This is a genomic window from Williamsia sp. z34 (assembly GCF_059553395.1).
This window is the reverse complement of record NZ_JCANWW010000009.1, coordinates 75,511-98,541: the sequence shown is the minus strand read 5'-3', so window position 1 is coordinate 98,541 and position 23,031 is coordinate 75,511. Positions and strand designations below refer to the sequence as shown.

Genomic DNA, 23,031 nt, shown 5'->3' with positions numbered 1-23,031 from the left:
GGACATGATCTCCGACATCATCGTCTCCATCTTGGTCCTGTCCGGATCGCTGATGGCGTTCACCGCCTCCATCGGGATCCTGCGCTTCCCCGACACACTGACCCGCATGCACGCCGCCACCAAACCTCAGACACTCGGACTGCTGCTGGTCCTGGCCGCCGCCATGATCCGCCTGTGGAACACCGTGGATTTCGGGATGCTGGTGCTGTCCAGCATCTTTGCCCTGATCACCGCACCCGTCATCGCGCACCGGGTAGGCAAACTCGCGTACCAGGAACAACGTATGCGCGATGACCTCATCCGCGAGGACGAGATCGAATCGCATCGCACAGACTGATGTCGCTGCCGACCTGATGGACCTGCCGAACTGATGGACACCGAGCCGTCGACGCCCGCACCGTCCACCTCTGCACTGCGTCGCGGTGGGGAGCTCGGAAAAGTGGCAGCACACACCGCGATCCGACGAGTCCGTTCGCGCGCGGCCACCCTGGGCGGTTCACCCGACGAACGCCGTCGGCGCGCCGAACGTGATGCACTCGCCGCCGCCGACGAGCTGATCACTGTGCTCGGGTCGATGAAGGGCGCGGCGATGAAGGTCGGGCAGTTCCTCTCACTGCTGGACCTGAACATGGTGCCGAGCGCCGCTCGACCGGCGTTCAATCAGAAGCTCGCGATACTCCGCGACAACGCTCCCCGGGTGTCGAACGAGACGATGCTCGGCGTCGTCCGCGACGAACTCGGTGACCGGATGTCTGCCGTCGCCGAGATCGATCCCGTCCCGATCGCCGCCGCATCCATCGGGCAGGTGTACCGGGCCCGGCTCGCCGACGGACGCGCCGTCGCGATCAAGGTGCAGTATCCCGGGATCGACCGGGTGGTGCGTGCCGACCTGAAGAACCTCGCCGTTGCGCTGCGCCTGTACAAGGGCCTTCTGCCCACCGCCGATCCGCAGTCGTTCATTCGTGAGATCACCGGCAACATCATCGCCGAACTCGACTATGAGGCAGAGGCCGACAACCAGCGCAGGCTGGCGGTGCGATATCGGGGACATCCGTTCATCCAGATCCCGGACGTCATCGAAAACCTGTGCAGCTCAAAGGTCCTGACCACAGAGTTCGTCAGCGGGATCACCTTCGATGAGGTGACGAAACTCGATGTCGACACCCGAGACCAGGTCGGGGAAGTGATCTACCGCTTCTACTGCGGGAGCATCCACACCGACGCGACGTTCTGCGGCGACCCGCATCCGGGCAACATCATGCTCGCCGACGACGGCCGGGTCGCCTTCCTCGACTTCGGATCCAGCAAGACGATGTCCAAGCGCGCACTACAACTCGAGCGAGCGGCACTGATCGCCGCACGCTCCGGTGACTCCGAACAGGTCGCCCAGATCCTGCGGCGTGGCGACATCCTCATCGACGAGGACAACATCACCGACGCCGATGTCCTGGCCTACGTCCAGGACTCCACCTGGTGGCACATGGACGACGTGACCATGACCATCACGCCCGAGATAGCCAACGCCGCCATGGTGGCGGCAGTCCATCCCGCGCAGGAGTACGCCGAACCCGCACGTAGACAACGATTCCCCGAAGAGCACCTGATGGCTCGGCGGGTCGAGTTCTACACCTGCGCCATGCTCGGACAGCTCGGTGCGAGCGCCAACTGGTTCCGGATCGAATCGGAGTGGCTCACCGGCGCCGACCCGGAAACCGAACTGGGACAGGTCGATCGGTGGTGGCGCAAGCGCACCTTCAGCGACTGAGTTCGCCGACCACCGCATCCACGACCGCGACCATGTCGCCGGTCTCCTCGTAGACCTTCCGCTGCCGCTGGTAGGAACCACCCCGGCGCGGTATGTCTGCCACCGACGCCAATTCATCCACGCAATCGAGTTCGACGGCAATCGGCGCCAGCCGGGTCAGCATGTCATCGAGATCGTCCGTGACAAGCCGCTCGTTGCACTGTGCGTCGGTGATGATGATGGCGTCGAGCCCGTAACGTGCGGCCCGCCACTTGTTTTCCTGCACCAGCCACGGTGCCATCACCGGAAGTGTCTCGCCGGCGTCGAGCCGGTGGTCGAGATCCACGACCAGGCAGTGGATGAGGGCGACCAGTCCGGAGAGTTCGGCGACGGTGGACACACCGTCGCACACCCGGATCTCCACCGTCCCCAACGTCGGGGACGGCCGGATGTCCCAGCGGATCTCGTTGAGATTCTCGATGATTCCGGTGGTCATCTGATCACCGACAAAGTGCTCGAACTCGGCCCACTTCTGGAACTGGAACGGCAGGCCCGCGGTGGGCAACTGCTGGAACATCATCGCGCGATTGCTCGCATATCCGGTGTCCTGGCCGACCCACATCGGCGACGACGCCGACAACGCGAGCAGGTGCGGATACTGGTTCAACAACGACGACACGATCGGTAAGACCTTGTCCCGGTGATTGATCCCGACATGCACGTGAACACCCCAGATGAGCATCTGTCGGCCCCACCACTGGGTGCGCTCGATCATCTCGGCGTATCGCGGTGACGGGGTCAACTGCTGGGTCGACCACTCCGCGAAGGGATGAGTACCGGCGCCGAACAGGTCGACGCCGATACCGTCGGCGATCCGTCGGACCACCGCCATCGACTCGGAGAGGTCGGCCATCGCCTCCCCGGTGTTGTCGCAGATCCCGGTGACGAGTTCAACGGTGTTGCGGAGCAACTCTTTGTGGATCCGGTCGCCGGAACTCGGGTTGTCGAGTCGGCTGACCTCTTCGAACAGTTGCGCCGCGGAGTTCGACAGATCCCTCGTCTTCTTGTCGACGAGGGCGAACTCCCATTCCACGCCGAGTGTTGGCCTCGGCGAAGCGTTGAAGTCGATCGATCGGGAGTTGTTTATCTCAGGCCTCTTCGATGACGCCGCAGGCGATGCGCTTGCCGGCGTCACCGGTCATCAGCGTTTCCTCGTCGGGTGCCGGTGCGTACTTGGTGGGGATGTTGCCGAAGTTGTCCGGCTTCTCGTGGATCACGATCGCGGTCTGCAGGATCTGCTCGATGTCGAAGGTGTCGGTGACCGTGACGGTTTCACCGGTGCCCTCGTCGTTGATGAAGATCGACACGAGGTCACCGCTGGCCGGGTGCGAGGTGTTGCCGTCGACCTGCAGGTGTCCGCCGGCGGAGAGGAAGTCTCCGCTGGCGCCACCGGTCGGAGGTGTCGAGCCGGGCTCACACTTGCCCACCGCGTGGACGTGCATGCCGTGGAATCCGGGTGCGAGGTTCTCGGCCTTGACGGTGACGACCACCGAGCCCTCCTCGTTGGTGTCGAAGCTGGCGGTGCCTGCCGACTGACCATCGGGCGTACGCAACTCGGCGGTGGCCTCGCCGCCTTCACTCGGATCGCCGATCGCGCCGACGTCGACCGGCGCCGGGTCGCCGGTCACGACGCTCGGCGTCGTCCCCTTTTCGCTGGTGGGGTTCTCGCCCGGGCTGCAACCGGCCACAACGAGCACAGCCATCGCTGCCGGTGCCACCAGCGCGGCGGCCCGCCGCATAGTGCTGAGGTTCTTGAGCGAGCGCTGCGCCATGATTGAGCTCCCTTTGGGGTTGGGCGTACGAAACCGCCGGTTCTACCGTCGGTAGTAGGTCAGAAAAATCATATCGGTGTTCCGGTCGGGACCATCACCGGGTCACGACGATCAGCGGCAGCCCGCCCGGGCACTGACTGAACGCCGACGGCCGTGGATCCACCGAGACATTGCCACCGAGATCCTCGGCGAGTTGCTCCGCGGCGGCGCGCTGCCTGGACGTGTAGAAAATGGTGTTCTCGGTGATGCTCGCCGACTGCAGATTGGTCGGCTCCGCGGTCTCCCAGCCCAGGTCGTCGACCTTCTTCGTGAAGGTCTGACCCAGACCGCTGACGGTGCCGGCATTGAAGACACACACCTCGGGACGACCGGGCTCGACCGAGGCGGACGTCGTCGCCGGGGCAGAACTCGTCGCCGGGGCAGATGAGGTAATGGTCACCGGGGCCTGCGGTGCGGCCGATGACGGCGCAACCGAGGTGGACTGGCGACTCTGCGCAGCTTGGAGGCCGGCTTCGGGATCGGAGTCGCCCGAGACAGCAGAATGCCAACCGAGTCCGATGAACACGACGGCAATGGAGAGCAGCAGCATTGCCCCGGCGCGTAGCGGCAGGTGCGGGTTGTCCCGGCGCGTCGGAGAATCCGCCGGGTCGGATCGGTCGGGCTTGGTCATTGGGACAACCTTACGAAACTTCCCCACCGGTCCGCACACGGCGGGTCCGGCAAGTCATCAGGAACGGCAAAGCCGAACCATCAGGTGAGGTCGAAACCAAGGCGGCGGGCCGCACGGGCCTTCTGACGACTGGCCCGCAGACGACGCAGGCGCTTGACCAACATCGGATCGGCCGCCAACGCCTCAGGGCGGTCGACGAGTGCGTTGAGCACCTGGTAATAGCGGGTTGCGGACAAGCCGAACAATTCTTTGATGGCCTCTTCTTTGGCGCCGGCGTACTTCCACCATTGGCGCTCGAAAGCCAAAACCTCATGCTCACGCCGAGTCAATCCATCGGCTCCAACCTCGCCGGGCCCCAACTCTGCATGGTGCTGGCTGATGTTGTCCGCAAGCCCGGAATTCTTCTCGTCTCGCGCGGTTGCGCCGTCCATCTCGCTCCCTTGAGAATCGGTCCTACTCCACCCCGTCGCCACACAAACCCACTTGACGATAGTTATGGCGCGAATTACATCAGTGTGGTTCGTGGTACATCTAACCACGCCGCCAGTGGATTTCGCGCGATGGCATGCCGAGTAATCTGACCCTCATGGCAATTCTTCCGATCTGCATCGTCGGTGATCCGGTGCTGCACAATCCCACTGAGATCGTCACTCTCGACGCTGATGGCAAACCACCGGCTGACGTGGTGGCATTGCTCGACGACATGTACGAAACCATGGACGCCGCCAACGGTGTCGGGCTCGCCGCGAATCAGGTCGGTGTGGGCCGGCGTTTCTTTGTCTACGACTGCCCCGACGGCGATGGCCGAGGAGGCCCGCGCCGACGCGGCGAGGTGATCAACCCCGTACTCGAGACATCTGAGATCCCCGAGACCATGCCCGATCCGGACGACAACGACGAGGGCTGTCTGTCCGTCCCCGGACTGCAGTTCCCGACCGGGCGCGCCGACTGGGCCAAGGTGACCGGCGTCGACCGCAACGGTGAAGCCGTCGAAATCGAGGGCAAGGGCTTCTTCGCCCGGATGTTGCAGCACGAAGTCGGGCATCTCGACGGCTTCCTCTATACCGACGTCTTGATCGGCCGGAATGCGCGCGCGGCCAAGAAGGCGATCAAGCGTTCCGACTGGGGTGTCCCCGGGCTGTCCTGGCTGCCGGGTTCGGAGTCCGATCCGTTCGGTCACGACGACGAAGACGACGACGACTAGGTGACCCCGTCTGCGGGTGACCGCGTGGTGGTGCGCTTCCGGAAAGGACCCGGAGCGCCCGCCGACTGGCGCGCCGACGAAGCCGCGACCCTGAGCGATGTCACCGGCATCCTGGAATCCGCGGCCCCGGGACTACGGGTCCGTCGCGGTGGTGAGTTGTTGCACATCCCGGCCGAACTGGTCGTCGCGGTGAAGGTGCTCTCCGACAAGCCCGTGCGGAACTCGGAGATCCGGTCGGTGGAGGTCGCCGCAGCCCGGGCCTGGCCCGGGCTCGAGTCGGAGATGATCGGCGGCTGGTTCGCGCGCTCCGGCGGCGGATTCACCCGTCGCGCGAACTCCGCGGTACCGCTGGAGATGGGTGCGCGTCTCGATTCGCAAACCCTGGAACTACTGCGCGAGTGGTATGCCGCGCGGGATCTTCCCGTGCTGCTCTCCGTGGTGTCCCGGCTCGTCCCGGGAACCCATGTGCCCGAAGACGATTACACAAGTCCGGTCGACGTCCTGACCGCACCGATCGGCACGACGGCCACAACTCGGGCCGACCACGCCGTGACGATCACCGATCAACCCACCGACGGGTGGATGGCAACCTACGCCGGCGGGCGGCCGATCTCCGACCTGCCAACGGCACGTGCGGTTGTCTCCGCATCGCGGGACGCACATCTGGGCTTCGCCGAGGTACGCGATTCCACCGGCGATGTTGTCGCCATCGGGCGAGGCGCGGTGACGACCGGACTCAAAGACGAAGTGTGGCTGGGTGTCTCGGATCTGCACAGCCACCCCGAACACCGCGGGCGCGGCCACGGGCGGGCGGTCATGGCCGCCGTCGAAGCCTGGGGCGCCGCCGTGGGCGCGACGTCGACCTACCTCCAGGTCGAGACCACAAACCGGCACGCCCGGCAGTGGTACCGCCGCCTGGGCTTTGGTCTGCACCACTCCTACGGCTACGTCGAGTACAACTAGCGCCGTCGACGGTAGAGGACGATCAACGCGGTCACGACCAGGGATATCGCCACCGACACGGCGGTCCGCGTCACCACACCGCCGACGCCCGAGGCCTCGATCAGGTCGATCGGCTCGGCGGACTTGCGCGGTGCCAAGGGCTTGTCGGCCGCCGGCGTCGCGGGCCGGGTCCGGGAATCAGCAGTCTGGGTATCGGCGGTCCGGGTATCCGGTGTTCGGGTATCCGGTGTTCGGGTATCCGGGGTCGCGGCAACCGGTGCCTCTGCTGAGGGCACCACATCCGGTTCGCCCTCGATTTCGGCCGCGAGGTTCTCGGAGAATTGTCCGATCAGCTTGCCGGCCACCTCGGCCATCGCGCCCCGCCCGAACTGTGCGGGTTTTCCGGTGATGTCGAGGTCGGTCTCGACAAAGACGTCGGTGCGCTCACCGGCTTCGACGAGACGGCAGGTCACGACCGCACTGGCGGTGCCGTTGCCGCGGGCCTCGCGGCCACTGCCTTCGAGGACGGCGATTTTGGCCGCCTCGTCGCGCGAGCGGAACTTGATGACCCCGGCGTAGCTCAACGAGATCGGCCCCAGCTTGACCTTGACCTTGCCCTTGAACTGATCACCCTCGTTCGAGGTGAGCGTCGCGCCGGGAACACAGGGGGCCACACGTTCGATGTCGAGAAGCACCTTCCAGGCCTCCTCGACCGGCACGCCGATGCTGAACTGGTTCTCGAGCTTCATGCGGGCCCATCACTTCCGTTGATCGAATCAGCTGCCGCCCGAACCGCTTCCACGATTCCCTGATATCCGGTGCACCGGCAGATGTTACCGGAGAGGGCCTCCCTGATCTCGGTATCGCTCGGATCCGGTGTCTGGCGAAGAAATGCCGTCGCCGAGACCACGAAACCCGGTGTACAGAAACCGCATTGGAGACCGTGATGGTCCCGGAATGCGCACTGCACCGTCGAGAGCTGACCGTCCGAAGACGCCATGCCCTCGATGGTCGTGATCTCGGCACCGTCCACCTGGACCGCGAAGAGCAGACAGGCACGAACCGCCTCCCCGTCGACGAGCACCGTACAGGCGCCGCACACACCGTGTTCACAGCCGAGATGTGTTCCGGTCAAACCACAGTCGACCCGCAAGAAGTCGGCCAGCGTGAGCCGGGGTGCTATCGATGCGTGATAGAGGGCGCCGTTCACCCAGACCTTGATCTCTACGTCAGTCATTCTTCGCCTCCAAGAGCGCGCGATCGAGCGCACGGTTGACTCGTGTTGCCCCGACCCGGGTGCGGTACTCGGTGGAGCCGTGCAGGTCTGCAGGAACCGAGGTGAGTCCCGCCACGGCGAGCTCCCCGATTTCCCTGGTGTCGATCTCATCGACGGAAAGCCCGACCAGCGCCTGCTCCGCGGCGGTGGCGCGGCTGACCGCGGGACCCAGACCGAATAGTCCGATCGCGCATTTGTCAATTCGCGAATCGTTGTCGAGCCGCAGCGCCACGGTCGCTCCGGCGATCGCGAAATCGCCTTGGCGCCGGGCGAACTCATCGACAGCGAAACCGCATCGGCCATCCCATATCGGGAAACTGATACCGGTCAGCAATTCGTCTTCGGCCATGTCGGTACTCCACATACCGGTGAAGAAGTCCGCGGCCGGCACCGTCCGCGCACCCCGCGGGGAGAGCAGCTCGATCTGCGCGTCGAGTGTGATGGCCACCGCCGGATACTCGGCGGCGGCATCGGCGTGGGCGATCGAGCCGCCGATGGTCCCGCGATTCCGGATCTGGAAGTGACCGATCAACGGTGTCGCCCGCGCCAGCAACGGCACCGACTCCGCCACCGTAACCGACCGACCGATGGCACTCTGCCGAGTGCCGGCACCGATCCAGACCGATGCACCGCGCACCTCGATACCGTCGAGTCCGGACAGCCGGCTGATGTCGATCAAATGCTCGAAGGCGGCCAGACGCAGGACCAGCATCGGCATCAAACTCTGGCCGCCGGCAATGAATTTGGCATCGTCGCCGAGTTCGGCGAGCAGGCTGACGGCCTCGAATGCGGTCGCCGGGCGGTGATAGTCGAACGCTGCGGGCTTCATCGGGCCACCGATCCCGCGCGCGCGGCATCCACCATCGCGACAATCCTTGCCGGGCTCAGCGGTAGTTCACCGACCTCGATACCGAACGGCGCGAGCGCATCGGCAACGGCATTGACCACGGCCGGCGCCGACCCGATCGCACCACCTTCGCCCACGCCCTTGAACCCGCCGGGCCCGGGACCCATCGTCTCGACGTGCACTATCTCGATGTTGCTGGGCACCTCGGTTGTTGTCGGCATCAGGTAGTCCATGAATGTTGTGGTCACCGGGTTCCCGGATTCGTCGTAGGCCATGTGTTCGTAGAGCGCACCGCCGATACCCTGCACCGCTCCGCCCCGGATCTGGCCCTCCACCACGTTCGGGTTGATCATCGGGCCGATGTCCTCCCCGACGATGAACCTCAGCAGGGTCACCTCTCCGGTCTCGATGTCGACTTCGCACGTACACACATGGGTGGCATTGGCCCAGATCATCGGGGCCTGCGCCTTGTAGCGGCCACTGGACTCGAGCCCCGGCGTCACGTCCGGCGGCAGTGAATCCGGTTGGTAATAGGCGATGTCCGCGATCTCCGCGAGCGTGAGCTCCGGCCCGGGAACACCGCGGACCGATGCGCGGCCGCGGATGAAGTCGATGTCCGCGACATCGGCACCCAACTTGTGGGCGGCGATCGCCAGGATCTTCTCCCGCAGACCGGTGGCCGTCACGGCCACCGCACCGGCCGTCATGGAACCCGTACGGCTGCCCTGGGTCCCGGCGCCGAACGGGGTGAGCGCGGTGTCACCCTGGATGGTGTGAACGTCTTCGATCGCCACACCGAGTGCGTCCGCGGTCAATTGCACGACGGTTGTCTCGACGCTGTTGCCCGCGGATCCGCCGTTGACGTAGACATCCACCGTCCCTGACGGATTGACCCGGATCGTGGCGCCCTCGGTTGCCATGAACGGTGTCGAGGCCGAGGTCGGTTCGATGTAGGTGCAGGTACCCACACCCAGATAACGCCCCTCTGCCCGGGCGGCCTCCTGCTCGCGCCGGAATGCCGGATAGTCGAGCGCCTCGATCGCCTTCTCGAACGTCTCGAGCGGTGTCGCATCCGAATAGGGCATTCCCAGCGGGTTGCTCACCGGCATCTCGTCCGCGCGGAGCAGATTACGGCGTCGCAGTTCGATCGGGTCGATGCCCATCTGCCGGGCGGCGGTGTCGAGCAGCACCTCTCGGGCCATCGACTCGTACTGCCACGGTCCGCGGTACGCCACTCGACCAACAGTGTTGGTGTACACCAACTTCAGACTGAACGTGGCCTGCGGAACCCGGTACGGACCGGGGAACAACATGCCCACCGCACCCGCACCGGTCAGGGGCGACGGAATCGGGTAGGCCCCGATGTTCTGCACGTGATCGAGTTCGGCGGCAATGATTTTCCCGTCGGAGTCGAAGGCCATCCGGGCATCACCGTGATCCTGGCGCGCCATACCCGCCGACATCAGGTGTTCCTGTCGATCCTCGATCCACTTGACCGGAACACCGATCTTCTTCGCGGCGATCATCACGCAGATCTCTTCGCGCTGCGGGACCACCTTCTGGCCGAATCCACCTCCGGTGTCCTTGCACACGACCCGAATCCGGTGCTCGGGGACACCGAGCACCCGCGCAGCGAACCCGCGCGCTTCGTGCGGCGACTGGCTGGAGATCCAGATCGTCATCTCACCACTGGGAGAAGACCATTCGGCAACAATGCCCCGCGTTTCCATCGGCATCGGCGAATGGGCCTGCTGGTACACGGTTTGGCGGACGACATGGGCGGCCGCGTCGAAGATCGGATCCATCTCCGCCGCCGGACGTCCGGGGAGTTCGATCGCCAGATTCCGCGCGAATGCCTCATGGACCAGTTCCTCGGAATCCTGTGCGGTCCGATAGTCGACGACCGGTGGCAGCACGTCGTAATCGACGATCACCATGTCGATGGCGTCTTCGGCGATGTAACGACTCGTGGCGATCACCAGGGCGATCGGGTCACCGACGAATCGCACCTCGTCTTCGGCCAGCGCGGGCCACTGCGCCGATCCGCCGACCATGCCATCGAGGGAGTAGCGCAGTTCGTGGACACCGGGATTGATGTCGGCGGCAAGGTAAATGGCCTTGACGCCATCGATGGCCAGCGCCTCGGAGGTGTCTATCCCCAGGATCCGGCCCCGGGCGACCGTGCTCCGCACAAACGCGATGTGCAGCATGCCCGCCCGGGTGATGTCGTCGACGTAGCACCCGGCGCCGGCCACGAGCCGGGCGTCCTCGACCCGCGGCACCCGCGCCCCGACGTATCGGGCGGTTGAAATTTCAGTAGTGCTCACCGGCGCCACTCCTCGACCTCGACCACACGAACCCCTTTCGGTGCCGGCCCGCCACACTGCGCATGATCGACATACTTTTGTGCACTCGCTCAGCTTTGTAGGATTGCGGTATGTATAGCAGTTTTCGGAGAAGTCGGTCAAGGTTTTGCCGACCTTCGCAGTCCGGCAAAACACCAGGTCTTTTGGCGTGACCGAGGGGGTACGACGCCGCCGGGTGGACGGCGCCGGAGAGTCCGAAACCCGGGACGCCCTGGTGCGGGCGACCGCTCAGATCATGCTCGAGGAAGGCTACGCGGCGGCCACCTCACGACGGGTCGCCGCGCGTGCCGGGATCAGGCCTCCCCTGGTGCACTACTACTTCCCGACCATGGACGATCTGTATCTGGCCGTCTTCCGGGACGGCGCCGAGGCCAACCTGAAACGCCTCAAGCGGGCACTGCTCGAAGAGCAGCCCATGCGCGCCATCCTCCGACTGCACAGCGACCCGAAGGGCACGGCGCTCCAGATGGAATTCATGGCGCTGTCGAATCACCGCAAGGCGATCCGCTCCGAGATCGCGGCGTACGGACTACGTTTCCGCGAGATCGAGACAGCCGCGTTCGCGATGCTGATGGGCGCCCGCGGTATCGATCCGCGCGATCTCCCACCGGTCGCGGTGTCGGTGGCGGTCACCTGCGTGACCCGCACCCTGGTCATGGAGAACGAACTGGGAATCACCGTCGGGCACGACCGGACCCAACGGGTACTCGACGATCTCGTGCAGCAACTCGAATTGCGGTCGCCGGCGACCGGCCGCGCTCCCGAGTAGGCCTGGAACAACTCGAGATCGAGCAGGATCGGGTCAACCACCGCGACAGCGAACGCGCTACCTGAAGCGGGCGACGTACCTTCGCTGCCAGGGCATTTCCACCGATCCCCGGCGGTAGTGGGCCCGCACATAGTCGACGGCCCGTTCGGCGGGCACCCCGTCGATCACCGCCAGCACGGCCAACGCCGTCCCGGTCCGCCCGCGTCCGCCGAGACAGGCCACCTCCACCCGTTCGGACTCGGCGCGCTGCCACACCTCTCGAAACGCCTCGGCGGCCGACGCCCGGTCGGCCGGTAGCCAGAAATCCCGCCATCGCAGCCACCGACTGGGCCAGGCCACGGCCGGCGGCGGGTGGCCGAGCAGGTAGAGCCCGAACTCGGGCGGCGGACCGGCGGGCATCGGGTCCCGTAATCCCCGCCCCCGCACGCGTCTGCCGGACGGCAGCGTGAGCACGCCCGCCATCGAGTCTTCCCAGTTCAGAGCCATGGCGTCAGGGTAGATCGCGAACCCTGCACCGAAACCGGATATCTGCTGACAGCGGATTCTGATGACGAATCCCTGTAACGGTGTAATCATGTAATCACCTACCAAGGAGGCATCATGAAAGGCACACATCCAGGCTCCAGAGGACCTGGCGGACGCCGTGGCGGCTGGCAGCAGGCGCAACTCCCGGACGCCGGTGACGCCGGTGCCTGGTTCACCGGGCGACTGCCCGACGAGTGGTTCGACGGACCCGTCGAGGTGACCGTCGACCGGGACGAGATCACCGTCATCGGCACCCTCACGGCCCCGGACACCGGCGACGACAGCGATACCGGCAACTCCGCGACCGCCGCGGCACAAGGTCGCGCGTCGCGCTTCCGGGAGGACACCCGCGCCGAGCGGATGTCCATCGCGGACGAGGCCCAGGCCCGCTACGCACGCAAGGTCTCATGGGGCGTCAAGGTCGGCGATGAGCGGATCCTGTTCACCCATATCGCCGTACCCGTGATGACCCGACTTCGTCAGCCGGAACGGCAGGTCCTCGACACCCTCGTCGACGCCGGGGTCGCCCGATCGCGTGCCGACGCACTGGCCTGGTCGGTCAAACTCGTCGGGGCCCACACCGACGAATGGCTGGGCAAGCTCCGGTCCGCGATGGACGAGGTCGACAACCTTCGCGCCGAAGGTCCAGAACTCTGACCCAGCCCCCATCGAAAATTCGCGCCACTTGCCTGCGTTCGCGCCGGTTACAACTGGTGCGAACGCAGGTAAGTGGCGCGAATTTTGGGTTGGCGAGCCCGCGCTAGAGGAACCAGCCGCTGTTCTTCGCCCGCCACAACATCTCCGACCAGTATCCCCAGTCGTGGGTGCCGGTGATCGGGTAGTCGGTGGTGATGGGGAGACGATTGATCGCCGCCTGCACCTCGAATGCCCGGGTTTGGGCCAGGGCCAGCGTCTCGAGCGGTGAGCCCTTGAGCGAGTTGATGGGATCGGTGTTGTACTGCCCCCACAGGCCGGTCGACGCCGCCACCCGAACCCTGAGCCCTTGCATCTTCGTCACCTGGATGAGTGGATCGTTGTCCGCCCATCGCGGGCTCCACGGCGGTCCGAACATGCTGTCGGCGTTGAACGGGCCGACCCCGGCCTCGATACCGGCATCGATGAGCATCAGCCGCACCGCCGAACGGGTGCCCGGGATGGACAACGCCAGGACGCCGGACATGGAGAACGCATGCGAGAAGTTCTGCCGGTTGTTCGCGGCGATCACGAGGGCGGGACCACCTCCCATCGAGATCCCGGCAATCGCGTATCTGCCGCTGGGCCCGCGAAGCCCCCGACCGTCCATGGCCTGGACCAGGCTCCGGGTGATCACGCAGTTCCACTCGTACCGGAACTGCTGGTTGTTGAAGTTGCTCGGGGCATCCCAATCGGCGTACCAGCTGGCCAGGCCGCCGACGGGCTGAACCACGTTGACACCCGAGTCGGCCATGTCCTGGACCCGGGTGTTGTGTTCCCACCCGCTGACATCGTTGGTCGCCCGCAGTCCGTCGAGGAGAACCACCGTCTTGTAATTCCCCGGTCGCGCCCAGTAGTTGACCTTGATCGAACCCGGCATGCCACAGGCGTTGATCCACATCGTCTGCCGCGCAGGTGCCGCATGTGCGGCGCCCGATCCGATGGTCAGGCCGAGAACGATCAACATCGTCGCGCTGAGCGCCGCAGCAAGTGAACGTTGTCTGATTCGAGCGCCCGAACGTCTGGCTTGAAAGAATTTCATCGACGGTTCTCCCTCAGGCTGGTTTTGCCACCTGATACCTATGTCGCCAAAAGCCCAACAAATGTAACGCGAGTGAACTGCTAATTCACCAAAAAGGCCAAACACTCAAAGGAATTAGGACAATCCCGGCATTTCGGCAATGGCGATGCGGACGGACCCAATTTCCGGCGTGGGGCCCGTGAATGCCTTATACACCGCAACCGAATTCGTGCCGATGTTCGAAAAAACATTGCCCACTCGACGGGACTTCAGGACAGCGAATGGTGCGGCACCAAAACGTCTTTCAACCGGGCGGTCACTCACCGGCGCCGACAATCATCGCCAACGCGTTTTCCACCGCTGCCGCGATCGCCGTCACGCCCGGTATGTGGTCGGAGTCGGTTTCGATACCGATCCACAACCGTCCGTCGTAGGACGCTGCCGTGAAGCCGATCCGGACGTTGCCGGCAAGGGGACCGAGCGGCCACAATTCGACAAGTGGTGCACCGTCGAGAACCAGCCGCCGACCGGGACCCCTGACATTCGACGCAACGGCCGCGATCATGTGCTGATGCCGCGCAACGACGTTGAAGCCCTTCGCAAGCAGGGCCGAACGAATGACGATCCCCGACGCCCGCGCCAAGGCCTTCGACGCCGCGGTGCGTTCGGCGACCTCCGCGAGCGCGGAAACCGGTTCGGCGAGTGGGACATCGACGATCATCACACCGACGGCATTGTGCGCGGGATCGTGCGCATCGATTCTCACCGGCACCGAGATCGCCAGGGTCTCCGGAATCGGTTCTCCCGCAAGGTCGAGCACCATCCGAAGACCCTGGCCGACCGCCACGAGATAGGCGTCGTTCACCGTTGCACCACCGCGCCGGGCAGCCGTTTCGAGCCCCGCGAGATCGACACTGGCGCACGACACCGCCCGGTTCCCGCCGACCGGGCCGAGCAGCGTCCGGGACCTGATGCGCGACTGCATCATCGAGCGCATCCGGAAGCCCAGCCGGGCGGCGAACGGCGGTCTCGGAACATCTTCATACTCAACGGCTCTCACCGGGTGTGCATCCGTTCCCGGCGACTCCCCTTCCCCGAACAGGCGCTCCATCAATGCGCTCGCGCGAGCTCCGTCGACCAGCGCGTGATGAAGCCGCACCACCATTCCGCAGCCGGCAGGTCGGGCGGACGGGACGAGCGCGATGTGCCAGGGCGGGCGGCCGGGATCCAGGGGCCTCATCACCAGGCGCCCGCACACATCTTCGAGACCTTCACCGGGCATCGGCTCCTCGACGGTGATGTGCACCGTCAGATCTGCCGGTTGGTGGGTCCACCACCACCGGTGGTCGCGATGCTCGGGACGCTGGTGCAGGCCGACCTCGGCCTCGATCCGCGGCGCAAGTGAACGACGGAGACGATCGATGTCGGGCCGCCCGTCGGGGTCGATGAAACCGCCGGCGCCGAGCACTCCGGCCAGCGTCACAACATACGGCTGACCACCGCCGCTGATGCCGAGCGTCGCAACATCGGCCGCAGCGATGGGCACATCCGGAATCGACCCGTGCATCGGAAACCCCCAAGCTGACGATCCTTCGAATATCCCGGACGGTACGCCTGATTCAGTCAGCGGTCAGCGCGCGGCTGTTGTCCTTGAGTTCGAAGCCACTGCGACCGAGCGTTCGGGCACCTTCGACCAATGCGGCGCACACCCGGGCGGCCTCGGTATAGCCCAGGCCGCCCGGCGGGTGGATATTGCTGATGCAGTTGCGCATCGAGTCGGCCCGGCCCGGTGTCGGTAGGTGGGTCAGGTAGATACCGACACTGTCGGCGACCGACAACCCCGGCCGTTCACCGATGATGACGATCAGCGTGCCCACCTTCTGGGCCGCCCCGATGTGATCACCCAACGCCACGCGCGCCTGGGTCGCGATCACCGGCGGGGCGAGCGAATAGCGCTGTGCCAGCACATCTTTCAATGCAGACAACAATCCTGCACCGTGTTCCGCGAGCGCGATCGGCGACAATCCGTCGGCCAACACGAAACCGATGTCGGCGCCGATGTCGTCCACCGAACCCAGGTCCACCGGCGTCCGCCCGAGATCGGGCCGTCTCAGGTACTCGCTGCGGTCGACGGCCTGGCTCGTCACCACCAGCGGGTCCCCCAGACCCACCGCTGCGACGTCGGCGACCAATGCATCGACGTCGAGGGGTTGGTGGACCGCGTCCCGGGCCGCGGCGTGGGCGGAGGCGAACTCGAGTACTCGGGTGGTGGGTAACGAATCCCCGGCGCGCCCCAGCCCGATTCGTGCAGCCGTCCGCAACCGCAGCGCCTCCCACAGCTCACTCATCGGACCACCGGCCCGGCGAGGGTACGCAGCGGCGAGGCCTCCGGCGCCAGATCCAGCACGCGACCGTCCGGGCCGAGCATGCCGACCCGGTCGAGCCAGGCGGCGAACTCGGGCGCCGGCGCCAAACCCAGTGTGCGGCGGGCATACAACGCATCATGGAAGGACAGGCTCTGGTACCCGAGCATCACATCATCGGCACCCGGCACGGTGATGACAAACGGGACGCCCGCGACGCCGAGCAGTGTCAGCAGGTTGTCCATGTCGTCCTGATCGGCTTCGGCATGGTTGGTGTAACAGACGTCCACCCCCATCGGCAGGCCCAGCAGCTTGCCGCAGAAGTGGTCCTCGAGGCCGGCCCGGAGGATCTGCTTGCCGTCATACAGGTATTCCGGGCCGATGAATCCGACCACGGTGTTGATCAACAACGGATCAAGTTCGCGCGCAACGGCATACGCACGCGTCTCCAACGTCTGCTGATCAACCGGTTTGCCGCCGGTCCCGATATGCGCACCCGCCGACAACGCCGATCCTTGTCCGGTCTCCAAATACATGACGTTCTCGCCGACCGTCCCGCGCTGTAACGACTTACCTGCCGCGTTCCCCTCCCGGAGCACCGCGAGGTCGACACCGAAACCCTTGTTGGCGCCCTCGGTTCCGGCAATCGACTGGAAGACCAGGTCCACCGGCGCCCCGGCCTCGATCAGGCCGATCGTGGTGGTGACGTGTGAGAGCACACATGATTGCACCGGAATCTCATACCGCTGCCGGATGTCGTCGAGCAGATGCAGCAGTTCTGAGGTGGCGTGCGGCGAGTCGGTGGCCGGATTGATCCCGATCACCGCATCCCCACAGCCGAGCAACAATCCGTCGAGGGTGGCCGCGGCGACCCCCGTCGGATCGTCGGTGGGATGGTTCGGTTGCAGTCGGGTGGCGAGCGTTCCAGGCAAACCGATCGTGGTCCGGAATGCCGAGACCACCGAGACCGCACGGGACACTGCGATCAGGTCCTGATTGCGCATCAGCTTGCTGACCGCCGCCGCCATCTCCGGCGTCACCCCTCGAGACACCGACGTGAACGACGCAGCAGCGGCCTCGGCAGGCCCGGCGGCTACCTCGAGCAACCAGTCCCGGAACTCCCCCACCGTGAACGATCCGATCACCGAAAAAGATTGCGCATCATGGGTATCCATGATCAGTCTCGTGACTTCATCGGTCTCGTACGGAACCACGTCCTCGGACAAGAACACCGCCAACGGCACATCGGCCAGGGCCCACTGCGCGGCCGCCCGTTCGGTCCCCGATTCGGCGGCGCACCCTGCCAATTCGTCCCCGCTGCGCGCCGGCGTCGCCTTCGCGAGCAGCTCCACCAGCCCGTCGAACGCGTAGGTGGTGCCGCCAAGGGTATGTCGATAGAGCGTCACGCGTTATTCCATTTCGTCTTCTGCCTCGGCCAGCAATGCGAACTCTTCGTCGGGCGAGTTCGCCACCAGGTGTTTGCGGCTGTAGAGACCAAAGTAGGCCATGAAGACAACAAACGCGCCCAGACACCAGAGCGCGGCCGTGGTGTCGACCAGGAAGGTGGCGATCACCGAGGCGACCGCGATCACCAGCGCGAAACCGGTGGTGTAGATCCCACCCGGGGTCTTGTACGGACGTGGCATATCGGGCTCGCGGACCCGGAGCACGATGTGACTGACCATCATCAGCACGTAGCTGAGCGCAGCTCCGAAGACGGCCATGTTCAACAGAATTGCGCCCTCGCCGGTGAAGGTGAGCGCGAAACCGATGATGCCAGGGATGATCAGCGCCCAGGTCGGCGCCTTCCGGCTGTTGGTGACCGACAGAGCGGTCGGCAGATAGCCGGCCCGTGAGAGGGCGAACAGTTGCCGGGAGTAGGCGTACATGATCGAGAAGAAGCTCGCGACCAGACCGGCCAGCCCGATGTAGTTGACGACAGTCGCGGCACTGCCGTCGATCGCATCGACCAGTGGGTTCGCCGACTCACCGACACCCTGCGCGCCGAGCGCACCGGTGGCCATGAACAGCACCAGGGCACCGGTCAGGAGCAGGACGCCCATGGCGGCGATGATGCCGCGCGGCACGTTCTTCTCGGGATTCTCGGCTTCTTCCGCGGCCAGCGGTACGCCTTCGATGGCCAGGAAGAACCAGATCGCAAACGGGATCGCGGACCAGATGCCCAGGTAGCCGAATGGCAGGAAGTCCGACGATCCGGCTGCATCCGGATCAGCGGCGATATCGGTGAGCAGTCCCGCGTCGAAACTGCCGATGGCGGCGATACCGAAGATGACCAGCCCGACCAGAGCAATCGCGGTGATGACGAACATCGCTTTGAGGGCCTCACCTGCGCCGACGAGATGGATACCGATGAAGACCACGTATACGGCGAGGTAGACCCACCAACCATCGGAGATGCCGAACAGGTCCAGCGACTCGACATATCCACCGATGAAAGTGGCGATGGCCGCGGGCGCGATCGCGTACTCGATCAGGATCGCGGTGCCGGTGGCGAACCCGCCCCACGGGCCGAGCGCCCGCCGGGCGAAGGTGTAACCACCACCGGCTGCCGGCAGCGCGGAGGACATCTCTGCCATCCCCAGCACCATGGCGAAATACATCGCGGCGATGATCACCGACGCGATGAGAAGACCACCGAATCCGCCTTCGAGCAGACCGGCATTCCATCCGGCGTAATCACCGGAGATCACATAACTGACACCGAGCCCGGCGAGGAGAACCCACCCGGCTGTGCCCTTACGCAGTTGACGCTTCTGAAGATATTCGGAGGACTCCGAGATCTCGGTTGCATGGGTCATGCCGAACGGTATCGAGCCTTTGCAGCGCCGAGGTTAGCGTCAGCTTGCGACTGTGTTTCGTGCGTTGGTCAGCTGACGGCCTGTTGGTCCACGGCCAATGCATGCGGGTACGCGTCCGCGCGATCCTGGAACGAGAGGATCGACGGGTTCAGGATCGCCCCTTTGCGGATCTCGATCGCCCGCGAGATGACCGGCGCCCGATCCCAGGCCGACGGCCCGTCCATGATCACGCTCAGATGTGGGAGCAACGCCGAACTGATCTCCCAGGTCGCCGAGTCCCAGAGATACGAGGGACTGTGATCGACGGCGTAATAAAGGACGTTGTTCCCTACGGTGAACGACGGCTCGGTGAACGTGGTCGGGCGGGCCCAACTGAAGCCCATGCCTTCGTCGCACGACACATCGATGATGATGCTGCCCGCTTCGAACCCCGCCAGGTCGGCTTCGTCGAGAAACGTCAGCGGCATGTCCGTGTTCTGCAGGACACAGTTGACGACGATGTCGTTGCCGCCGAGGAATTCCGCCACCGACACCCGACCGTCCGGCGTCTGCGCCGACATACGCGCCGGATCTCCGCACTCGCCGTACTCGAGTTGCACGATCTGAGTTCCATGAATCGGTGAACCGACCGCCGCGACATCACGGTTGGTCAGGACATACACTTCGCCGACCCCGTGCGCATTCAGCGCCGTCACCGCACCGCGTGCGGTGGCCCCGAAGCCGATCACGGTGGCCGTCAGCCGACGGCCGTAATCACCGGTCTTGCCTGCCAGTTCCAGCGCGTGCAGCACCGAGCAGTAACCGGCCAATTCGTTGTTCTTGTGGAATACATGAAGTGCGAAGCGGCCGTCTTCGGTCCAGTGGTTCATCGCCTCGAATGCAATGAGCGTCAACCGCCGCTCAATCGCGACCTGGGTGAGCTCGGCATCCTGCACACAATGTGGCCAGCCCCAGACCGTCTGCCCCACACGCATTTCCAACAGATCTGCGGCCTGGACCTTGGGTAGCAGGATGACATCGCAGTCGGCGATCAATTCCGCGCGAGAAGCGATCCTGCCGACCAGTGGCAGAAGATCTGCGTCGGCGACTCCGAAATGCTCCCCGTAGCCGTGCTCGAGGTGTATCAACGGGCGCAATTCGGCGTCGATATCCGCGAAATGCCGCGGATGGATCGGTAGGCGACGTTCGTTCTCTTTACCCGAATGAGCAAGTATCCCAACCGAAAGTCTGGGCACCTCAGCGTTTCTTGCTGCCGGTGAAAATGGTCTCGCCGGGCGCGGCATCGGCCTTGCCTTTTTTGATGGCGCGCTTTTCCTTGAGGGACTTGCCGGATTTCTGTGACATGCCTTGACGCGGCGATTTGTCTGCCATGTGGCGATCCCTTGATTGAGAACCTGATAGGTCCCGATCCGCCCACCCTACGCTGACGGAACCACAACCACCGGGCGCGACCTGCGCTGTCATACCGGTGTGAAAAACTTGCGGCATGCTTCGTATCGCCACCTGGAACGTCAACTCCATCCGCGCCCGCAGCGAGCGGGTGGTCAACTGGCTCGAGCGTTCGAACATCGATGTCCTGGCCATGCAGGAGACCAAGTGCAAAGACGAGCAGTTCCCGGCGATGGGTTTCGAAGCGGCCGGGTATGAGGTCGCCACCTCTGGCTTCAGCCAGTGGAACGGCGTGGCGATCGCGTCGCGGGTCGGCATCGAGGACGTCGCGCGCAAGTTCGACAACCAGCCCGGATTCAGCAAGGACCCCGAGGTGGACCCGGTGCTGGAGGCCAGGGCACTCGGCGCCACCTGCGGCGGCGTGCGGGTCTGGAGTCTGTATGTGCCCAACGGCCGCACCCTCACCGATCCGCATTACACCTACAAACTCGAATGGCTGGCCGCATTACGTGACAGTGCCGACAAGTGGCTGGCCGATGACCCGCAGGCGCAGATCGCCCTGACCGGTGACTGGAACATCGCCCCCACCGACGACGACGTGTGGGATCCGGCACTGTTCGTGGACAAGACGCACACCTCCGAACCCGAGCGCAGCGCATTCGAGGCGATGATCAAGACCGGATACACCGACGTGGTGCGGCCGCATGCACCCGGACCCGGTGTGTACACCTACTGGGATTACACCCAGCTCCGGTTCCCCAAGCGGCAGGGCATGCGCATCGACTTCAGTCTGTGTTCACCGGCATTGGCGGCGCGGGTCACGCACGCCGAGATCGACCGCGAGGAACGAAAAGGCAAAGGCGCCAGCGATCATGCTCCGGTGATCATCGAGATCGGCGACTGACCCTCACTTCTCGGGGCGTTCGGCCAACTCCTCGGCGATCTTGCGCAGCGACCGCGCCAGGACGTCCCGTTCGGTCTCATCGAGTCCGGCCAGGGCTTTCTCGAGCGCCTGGATCCGCCGAGAACGATTGCCGTTGCCCAGTTCGATACCGGTCTCACTCGGCGCCAGCAGGCTGGCCCGGCCGTCGGCCGGATCCGCGGTCCGCACCACCAGGCCGTCCCGTTCGAGACCGGTGACGATCCGCGACATCGTCGGGACGGTGAGATTCTCACGTTCGGCCAGCTCCGAGAGCCGGATCGGCACCCCGGTGTCGAGCAGCACCCACAGCGCCGACAGTGAACTCAATGGCAGTGAACTCTTGTTCGCTCCCGCCCGCAGCGCCCTGGCGATCCTCGCGAGATCACGCGAAACCGAGGCGGCGGCGTTATTGGAAGCTGTCATGAACAGGTAGTTTACGTGCGCAGAATTCGGACTTGGCGGGCTATCGGTCAGCGTGCCCCGAACAAGGCACCCCCGAGAAGGCATCTCGGCAACGACCCCACCGCAAAGTGAGTGCGGTCAGTCCGCCCGGGTCGTATCCACGTCTTTGCCCGCCTCGGCGGCACTGGCGGCCTGGGCGGCACCGGACCACGCGATCACCATCGCACCGACCACCGCGACGACAAACCCGGTGACCGCGAGCCAGGTCCGTCCCGGCACCGCGTCGTCGCCGAGCCAGATGATGCCGACGACTGCAGGCAGGACTGTCTCTCCGACCACCACGGCCGCCGTCGCGGCGTTCACCGAGCCGATCTGCAGGGCAACGGTATTGAGGTAATAGCCCCCGACCCCGGCCAACAAGATCGCGTAGGCCGCCGGGTCGGAGATGATCTCGATGACGTCGAAATCCGAGATCCCGTCGAGGATTCGCACCGCCACCGCGACCACCCCGAACATCGCACCGGCACCGAGGCCGGCGGCGACCGAGGCCCGTGAACCCAGCCGGCGGACGAGACCGAGGGATACACCGGCAAGGGCGATTGCGGCAACGAGAACACCCCAGTGGAACCAGCGCCCGTCGTGACCGGTGCCGTCCTCGTCCGCCGACAATCCGATCGCGATGAGCGCACCGACCACCGCGCCGATTGCAATCCAATCCCGGGGCAGCAGTTTGATGCCGAGGATGAAGATCCCGAGCACCGCGGTGACGACCAGATACGAACTGACGATGGTCTGGGACAAGAACAGCGGTGCCAGACGTGAGGCCACGGCATTGCCCGCGAAACCGAGTACATCGAGGACCGTTCCGACGAGGAAGGCACCGGTCAGCACCGCCGCGGCGGTGGCACGCAGGGTCGGAGCGCCGGTGGAGGTCTCGAATCCGGCCACACCCCTGGTCACTGCGTCCTGTTTGGATTGGCGTGCGCCGTAGGCCTGCAGAACAGAAGAGGTGCCGTACGCGAGAGCGGCGAACACGGCTGCCAGGACGCCATAGACCATCTGCCGAGTATGACCGATCAAGTACCTGACAATGCCCGGAAACCGGGCCTCCGGGGGGATCCCTGACACCCAAACCCCGAACGGTGACGTAAGCTACACCGAGGACAACTACACAAGCACGGGGGCTCTCATCGATCCGAGGGCTGAGATGACGGCAGGCGGCCGTCGACCGGATGAACCTGACCGGA

The 23,031-nt window shown here is 65.1% G+C and carries 25 protein-coding genes; 7 read left to right on the top strand and 18 right to left on the bottom strand.

What is annotated here, in order from left to right:
* Nucleotides 1-4: 4 nt before the first annotated feature.
* Both mnhG and AC51GT_RS20775 read left to right on the top strand, forming a co-directional pair.
* Entirely contained in the window at nucleotides 5-337 is a 333-nt protein-coding gene (gene mnhG / locus AC51GT_RS20780) for a monovalent cation/H(+) antiporter subunit G (protein WP_496326857.1), read from the top strand.
* Nucleotides 338-370: 33 nt separating this feature from the next.
* On the top strand, nucleotides 371-1,765 hold the full coding sequence (locus tag AC51GT_RS20775; RefSeq protein WP_496330019.1) for an ABC1 kinase family protein: 1,395 nt from the start codon (nucleotides 371-373) through the stop codon (nucleotides 1,763-1,765).
* On the opposite strand, the gene AC51GT_RS20770 is transcribed toward AC51GT_RS20775, so the two are convergent.
* From AC51GT_RS20770 to napA, 4 genes are all read right to left on the bottom strand, one after another.
* The gene (locus tag AC51GT_RS20770; protein ID WP_496326953.1) at nucleotides 1,755-2,891 is read right to left on the bottom strand and encodes a glutamate--cysteine ligase; all 1,137 of its coding nucleotides are present in this window, start codon (nucleotides 2,889-2,891) and stop codon (nucleotides 1,755-1,757) included. The two genes, AC51GT_RS20775 and AC51GT_RS20770, sit on opposite strands and share 11 nt — an antisense overlap.
* A gap of 1 nt (nucleotide 2,892) precedes the next feature.
* Complete coding sequence (sodC, locus tag AC51GT_RS20765; RefSeq protein WP_496326855.1) at nucleotides 2,893-3,576, bottom strand: superoxide dismutase[Cu-Zn]; 684 nt, start codon at nucleotides 3,574-3,576, stop codon at nucleotides 2,893-2,895.
* 94 nt (nucleotides 3,577-3,670) lie between these two features.
* Nucleotides 3,671-4,246: a LytR C-terminal domain-containing protein gene (locus tag AC51GT_RS20760; RefSeq protein ID WP_496326854.1), complete on the bottom strand. Its 576-nt coding sequence runs from the start codon at nucleotides 4,244-4,246 to the stop codon at nucleotides 3,671-3,673.
* Between the two features lie 80 nt (nucleotides 4,247-4,326).
* Nucleotides 4,327-4,677, bottom strand: a complete 351-nt coding sequence (napA, locus tag AC51GT_RS20755; RefSeq protein WP_496326853.1) for a nucleoid-associated protein NapA — start codon at nucleotides 4,675-4,677, stop codon at nucleotides 4,327-4,329.
* 155 nt (nucleotides 4,678-4,832) lie between these two features.
* Here napA and AC51GT_RS20750 point away from each other — a divergent pair, with 155 nt between their 5' ends.
* Both AC51GT_RS20750 and AC51GT_RS20745 read left to right on the top strand, forming a co-directional pair.
* Nucleotides 4,833-5,450, top strand: coding sequence for a peptide deformylase (locus tag AC51GT_RS20750; RefSeq protein WP_496326852.1), 618 nt, complete (start codon nucleotides 4,833-4,835; stop codon nucleotides 5,448-5,450).
* Entirely contained in the window at nucleotides 5,451-6,413 is a 963-nt protein-coding gene (locus tag AC51GT_RS20745; RefSeq protein ID WP_496330018.1) for an N-acetylglutamate synthase, CG3035 family, read from the top strand.
* On the opposite strand, the gene AC51GT_RS20740 is transcribed toward AC51GT_RS20745, so the two are convergent.
* The 4 genes from AC51GT_RS20740 to AC51GT_RS20725 are packed head-to-tail and all read right to left on the bottom strand — an operon-like array spanning nucleotide 6,410 to nucleotide 10,842.
* Nucleotides 6,410-7,141, bottom strand: coding sequence for an SRPBCC family protein (locus AC51GT_RS20740; protein ID WP_496330017.1), 732 nt, complete (start codon nucleotides 7,139-7,141; stop codon nucleotides 6,410-6,412). The two genes, AC51GT_RS20745 and AC51GT_RS20740, sit on opposite strands and share 4 nt — an antisense overlap.
* Nucleotides 7,138-7,629 (bottom strand): (2Fe-2S)-binding protein, encoded by a 492-nt coding sequence (locus tag AC51GT_RS20735; protein WP_496326849.1) that lies wholly within the window; start codon nucleotides 7,627-7,629, stop codon nucleotides 7,138-7,140. The genes AC51GT_RS20740 and AC51GT_RS20735 overlap by 4 nt, the downstream gene beginning before the upstream one ends.
* A complete protein-coding gene (locus AC51GT_RS20730) occupies nucleotides 7,622-8,497 on the bottom strand; it encodes an FAD binding domain-containing protein (protein WP_496326848.1) in 876 nt (291 codons plus the stop codon). Before AC51GT_RS20730 ends, AC51GT_RS20735 begins: the two co-directional genes overlap by 8 nt.
* Nucleotides 8,494-10,842: a xanthine dehydrogenase family protein molybdopterin-binding subunit gene (locus AC51GT_RS20725; protein WP_496330016.1), complete on the bottom strand. Its 2,349-nt coding sequence runs from the start codon at nucleotides 10,840-10,842 to the stop codon at nucleotides 8,494-8,496. Before AC51GT_RS20725 ends, AC51GT_RS20730 begins: the two co-directional genes overlap by 4 nt.
* A gap of 187 nt (nucleotides 10,843-11,029) precedes the next feature.
* Here AC51GT_RS20725 and AC51GT_RS20720 point away from each other — a divergent pair, with 187 nt between their 5' ends.
* Entirely contained in the window at nucleotides 11,030-11,650 is a 621-nt protein-coding gene (locus tag AC51GT_RS20720; protein WP_496330015.1) for a TetR/AcrR family transcriptional regulator, read from the top strand.
* A gap of 57 nt (nucleotides 11,651-11,707) precedes the next feature.
* Here AC51GT_RS20720 and AC51GT_RS20715 read toward each other — a convergent pair whose 3' ends face one another.
* Complete coding sequence (locus tag AC51GT_RS20715; RefSeq protein WP_496330014.1) at nucleotides 11,708-12,136, bottom strand: protein-tyrosine phosphatase family protein; 429 nt, start codon at nucleotides 12,134-12,136, stop codon at nucleotides 11,708-11,710.
* A 114-nt stretch (nucleotides 12,137-12,250) separates the two neighbouring features.
* On the opposite strand from AC51GT_RS20715, the gene abmR reads away from it, so the two are divergent.
* The gene (gene abmR, locus AC51GT_RS20710; RefSeq protein WP_496326844.1) at nucleotides 12,251-12,832 is read left to right on the top strand and encodes an ATP-binding transcription factor AbmR; all 582 of its coding nucleotides are present in this window, start codon (nucleotides 12,251-12,253) and stop codon (nucleotides 12,830-12,832) included.
* A gap of 103 nt (nucleotides 12,833-12,935) precedes the next feature.
* Here abmR and AC51GT_RS20705 read toward each other — a convergent pair whose 3' ends face one another.
* The 7 genes from AC51GT_RS20705 to AC51GT_RS20675 form a co-directional block, all read right to left on the bottom strand.
* Entirely contained in the window at nucleotides 12,936-13,910 is a 975-nt protein-coding gene (locus tag AC51GT_RS20705) for an alpha/beta hydrolase (protein WP_496326843.1), read from the bottom strand.
* Nucleotides 13,911-14,205: 295 nt separating this feature from the next.
* Nucleotides 14,206-15,435 (bottom strand): wax ester/triacylglycerol synthase domain-containing protein, encoded by a 1,230-nt coding sequence (locus AC51GT_RS20700; RefSeq protein WP_496330013.1) that lies wholly within the window; start codon nucleotides 15,433-15,435, stop codon nucleotides 14,206-14,208.
* Between the two features lie 73 nt (nucleotides 15,436-15,508).
* Entirely contained in the window at nucleotides 15,509-16,237 is a 729-nt protein-coding gene (gene eutC / locus AC51GT_RS20695) for an ethanolamine ammonia-lyase subunit EutC (protein WP_496330012.1), read from the bottom strand.
* The gene (locus AC51GT_RS20690) at nucleotides 16,234-17,658 is read right to left on the bottom strand and encodes an ethanolamine ammonia-lyase subunit EutB (protein WP_496330011.1); all 1,425 of its coding nucleotides are present in this window, start codon (nucleotides 17,656-17,658) and stop codon (nucleotides 16,234-16,236) included. Before AC51GT_RS20690 ends, eutC begins: the two co-directional genes overlap by 4 nt.
* 3 nt (nucleotides 17,659-17,661) lie before the next feature.
* Entirely contained in the window at nucleotides 17,662-19,071 is a 1,410-nt protein-coding gene (gene eat, locus AC51GT_RS20685; protein WP_496326839.1) for an ethanolamine permease, read from the bottom strand.
* Nucleotides 19,072-19,139: 68 nt separating this feature from the next.
* Nucleotides 19,140-20,354 carry a N(5)-(carboxyethyl)ornithine synthase gene (locus AC51GT_RS20680; RefSeq protein ID WP_496330010.1) on the bottom strand — a complete coding sequence of 405 codons (1,215 nt, stop codon included), beginning with the start codon at nucleotides 20,352-20,354 and terminating at the stop codon, nucleotides 19,140-19,142.
* The gene (locus AC51GT_RS20675) at nucleotides 20,308-20,442 is read right to left on the bottom strand and encodes a hypothetical protein (protein ID WP_496330009.1); all 135 of its coding nucleotides are present in this window, start codon (nucleotides 20,440-20,442) and stop codon (nucleotides 20,308-20,310) included. Before AC51GT_RS20675 ends, AC51GT_RS20680 begins: the two co-directional genes overlap by 47 nt.
* 115 nt (nucleotides 20,443-20,557) lie before the next feature.
* On the opposite strand from AC51GT_RS20675, the gene AC51GT_RS20670 reads away from it, so the two are divergent.
* A complete protein-coding gene (locus AC51GT_RS20670; protein WP_496330008.1) occupies nucleotides 20,558-21,364 on the top strand; it encodes an exodeoxyribonuclease III in 807 nt (268 codons plus the stop codon).
* Nucleotides 21,365-21,367: 3 nt separating this feature from the next.
* Here AC51GT_RS20670 and AC51GT_RS20665 read toward each other — a convergent pair whose 3' ends face one another.
* Together AC51GT_RS20665 and AC51GT_RS20660 are read right to left on the bottom strand one after the other, a co-directional pair.
* Complete coding sequence (locus AC51GT_RS20665; RefSeq protein ID WP_496326835.1) at nucleotides 21,368-21,805, bottom strand: MarR family winged helix-turn-helix transcriptional regulator; 438 nt, start codon at nucleotides 21,803-21,805, stop codon at nucleotides 21,368-21,370.
* Between the two features lie 117 nt (nucleotides 21,806-21,922).
* Nucleotides 21,923-22,843: a DMT family protein gene (locus AC51GT_RS20660; RefSeq protein ID WP_496330007.1), complete on the bottom strand. Its 921-nt coding sequence runs from the start codon at nucleotides 22,841-22,843 to the stop codon at nucleotides 21,923-21,925.
* Between the last annotated feature and the right edge of the window lie 188 nt (nucleotides 22,844-23,031).

Coding starts and splice junctions, on each gene's coding strand:
- mnhG (WP_496326857.1), top strand. CDS start 5: ATGATCTCCGACATCATCGTCTCCATCTTGGTCCTGTCCGGATCGCTG.
- AC51GT_RS20775 (WP_496330019.1), top strand. CDS start 371: ATGGACACCGAGCCGTCGACGCCCGCACCGTCCACCTCTGCACTGCGT.
- sodC (WP_496326855.1), bottom strand. CDS start 3,576: ATGGCGCAGCGCTCGCTCAAGAACCTCAGCACTATGCGGCGGGCCGCC.
- AC51GT_RS20760 (WP_496326854.1), bottom strand. CDS start 4,246: ATGACCAAGCCCGACCGATCCGACCCGGCGGATTCTCCGACGCGCCGG.
- napA (WP_496326853.1), bottom strand. CDS start 4,677: ATGGACGGCGCAACCGCGCGAGACGAGAAGAATTCCGGGCTTGCGGAC.
- AC51GT_RS20750 (WP_496326852.1), top strand. CDS start 4,833: ATGGCAATTCTTCCGATCTGCATCGTCGGTGATCCGGTGCTGCACAAT.
- AC51GT_RS20740 (WP_496330017.1), bottom strand. CDS start 7,141: ATGAAGCTCGAGAACCAGTTCAGCATCGGCGTGCCGGTCGAGGAGGCC.
- AC51GT_RS20735 (WP_496326849.1), bottom strand. CDS start 7,629: ATGACTGACGTAGAGATCAAGGTCTGGGTGAACGGCGCCCTCTATCAC.
- AC51GT_RS20730 (WP_496326848.1), bottom strand. CDS start 8,497: ATGAAGCCCGCAGCGTTCGACTATCACCGCCCGGCGACCGCATTCGAG.
- AC51GT_RS20715 (WP_496330014.1), bottom strand. CDS start 12,136: ATGGCTCTGAACTGGGAAGACTCGATGGCGGGCGTGCTCACGCTGCCG.
- abmR (WP_496326844.1), top strand. CDS start 12,251: ATGAAAGGCACACATCCAGGCTCCAGAGGACCTGGCGGACGCCGTGGC.
- AC51GT_RS20705 (WP_496326843.1), bottom strand. CDS start 13,910: ATGAAATTCTTTCAAGCCAGACGTTCGGGCGCTCGAATCAGACAACGT.
- eutC (WP_496330012.1), bottom strand. CDS start 16,237: ATGAGTGAGCTGTGGGAGGCGCTGCGGTTGCGGACGGCTGCACGAATC.
- eat (WP_496326839.1), bottom strand. CDS start 19,071: ATGACCCATGCAACCGAGATCTCGGAGTCCTCCGAATATCTTCAGAAG.
- AC51GT_RS20680 (WP_496330010.1), bottom strand. CDS start 20,354: ATGCCGCGCCCGGCGAGACCATTTTCACCGGCAGCAAGAAACGCTGAG.
- AC51GT_RS20675 (WP_496330009.1), bottom strand. CDS start 20,442: ATGGCAGACAAATCGCCGCGTCAAGGCATGTCACAGAAATCCGGCAAG.
- AC51GT_RS20670 (WP_496330008.1), top strand. CDS start 20,558: ATGCTTCGTATCGCCACCTGGAACGTCAACTCCATCCGCGCCCGCAGC.
- AC51GT_RS20665 (WP_496326835.1), bottom strand. CDS start 21,805: ATGACAGCTTCCAATAACGCCGCCGCCTCGGTTTCGCGTGATCTCGCG.
- AC51GT_RS20660 (WP_496330007.1), bottom strand. CDS start 22,843: ATGGTCTATGGCGTCCTGGCAGCCGTGTTCGCCGCTCTCGCGTACGGC.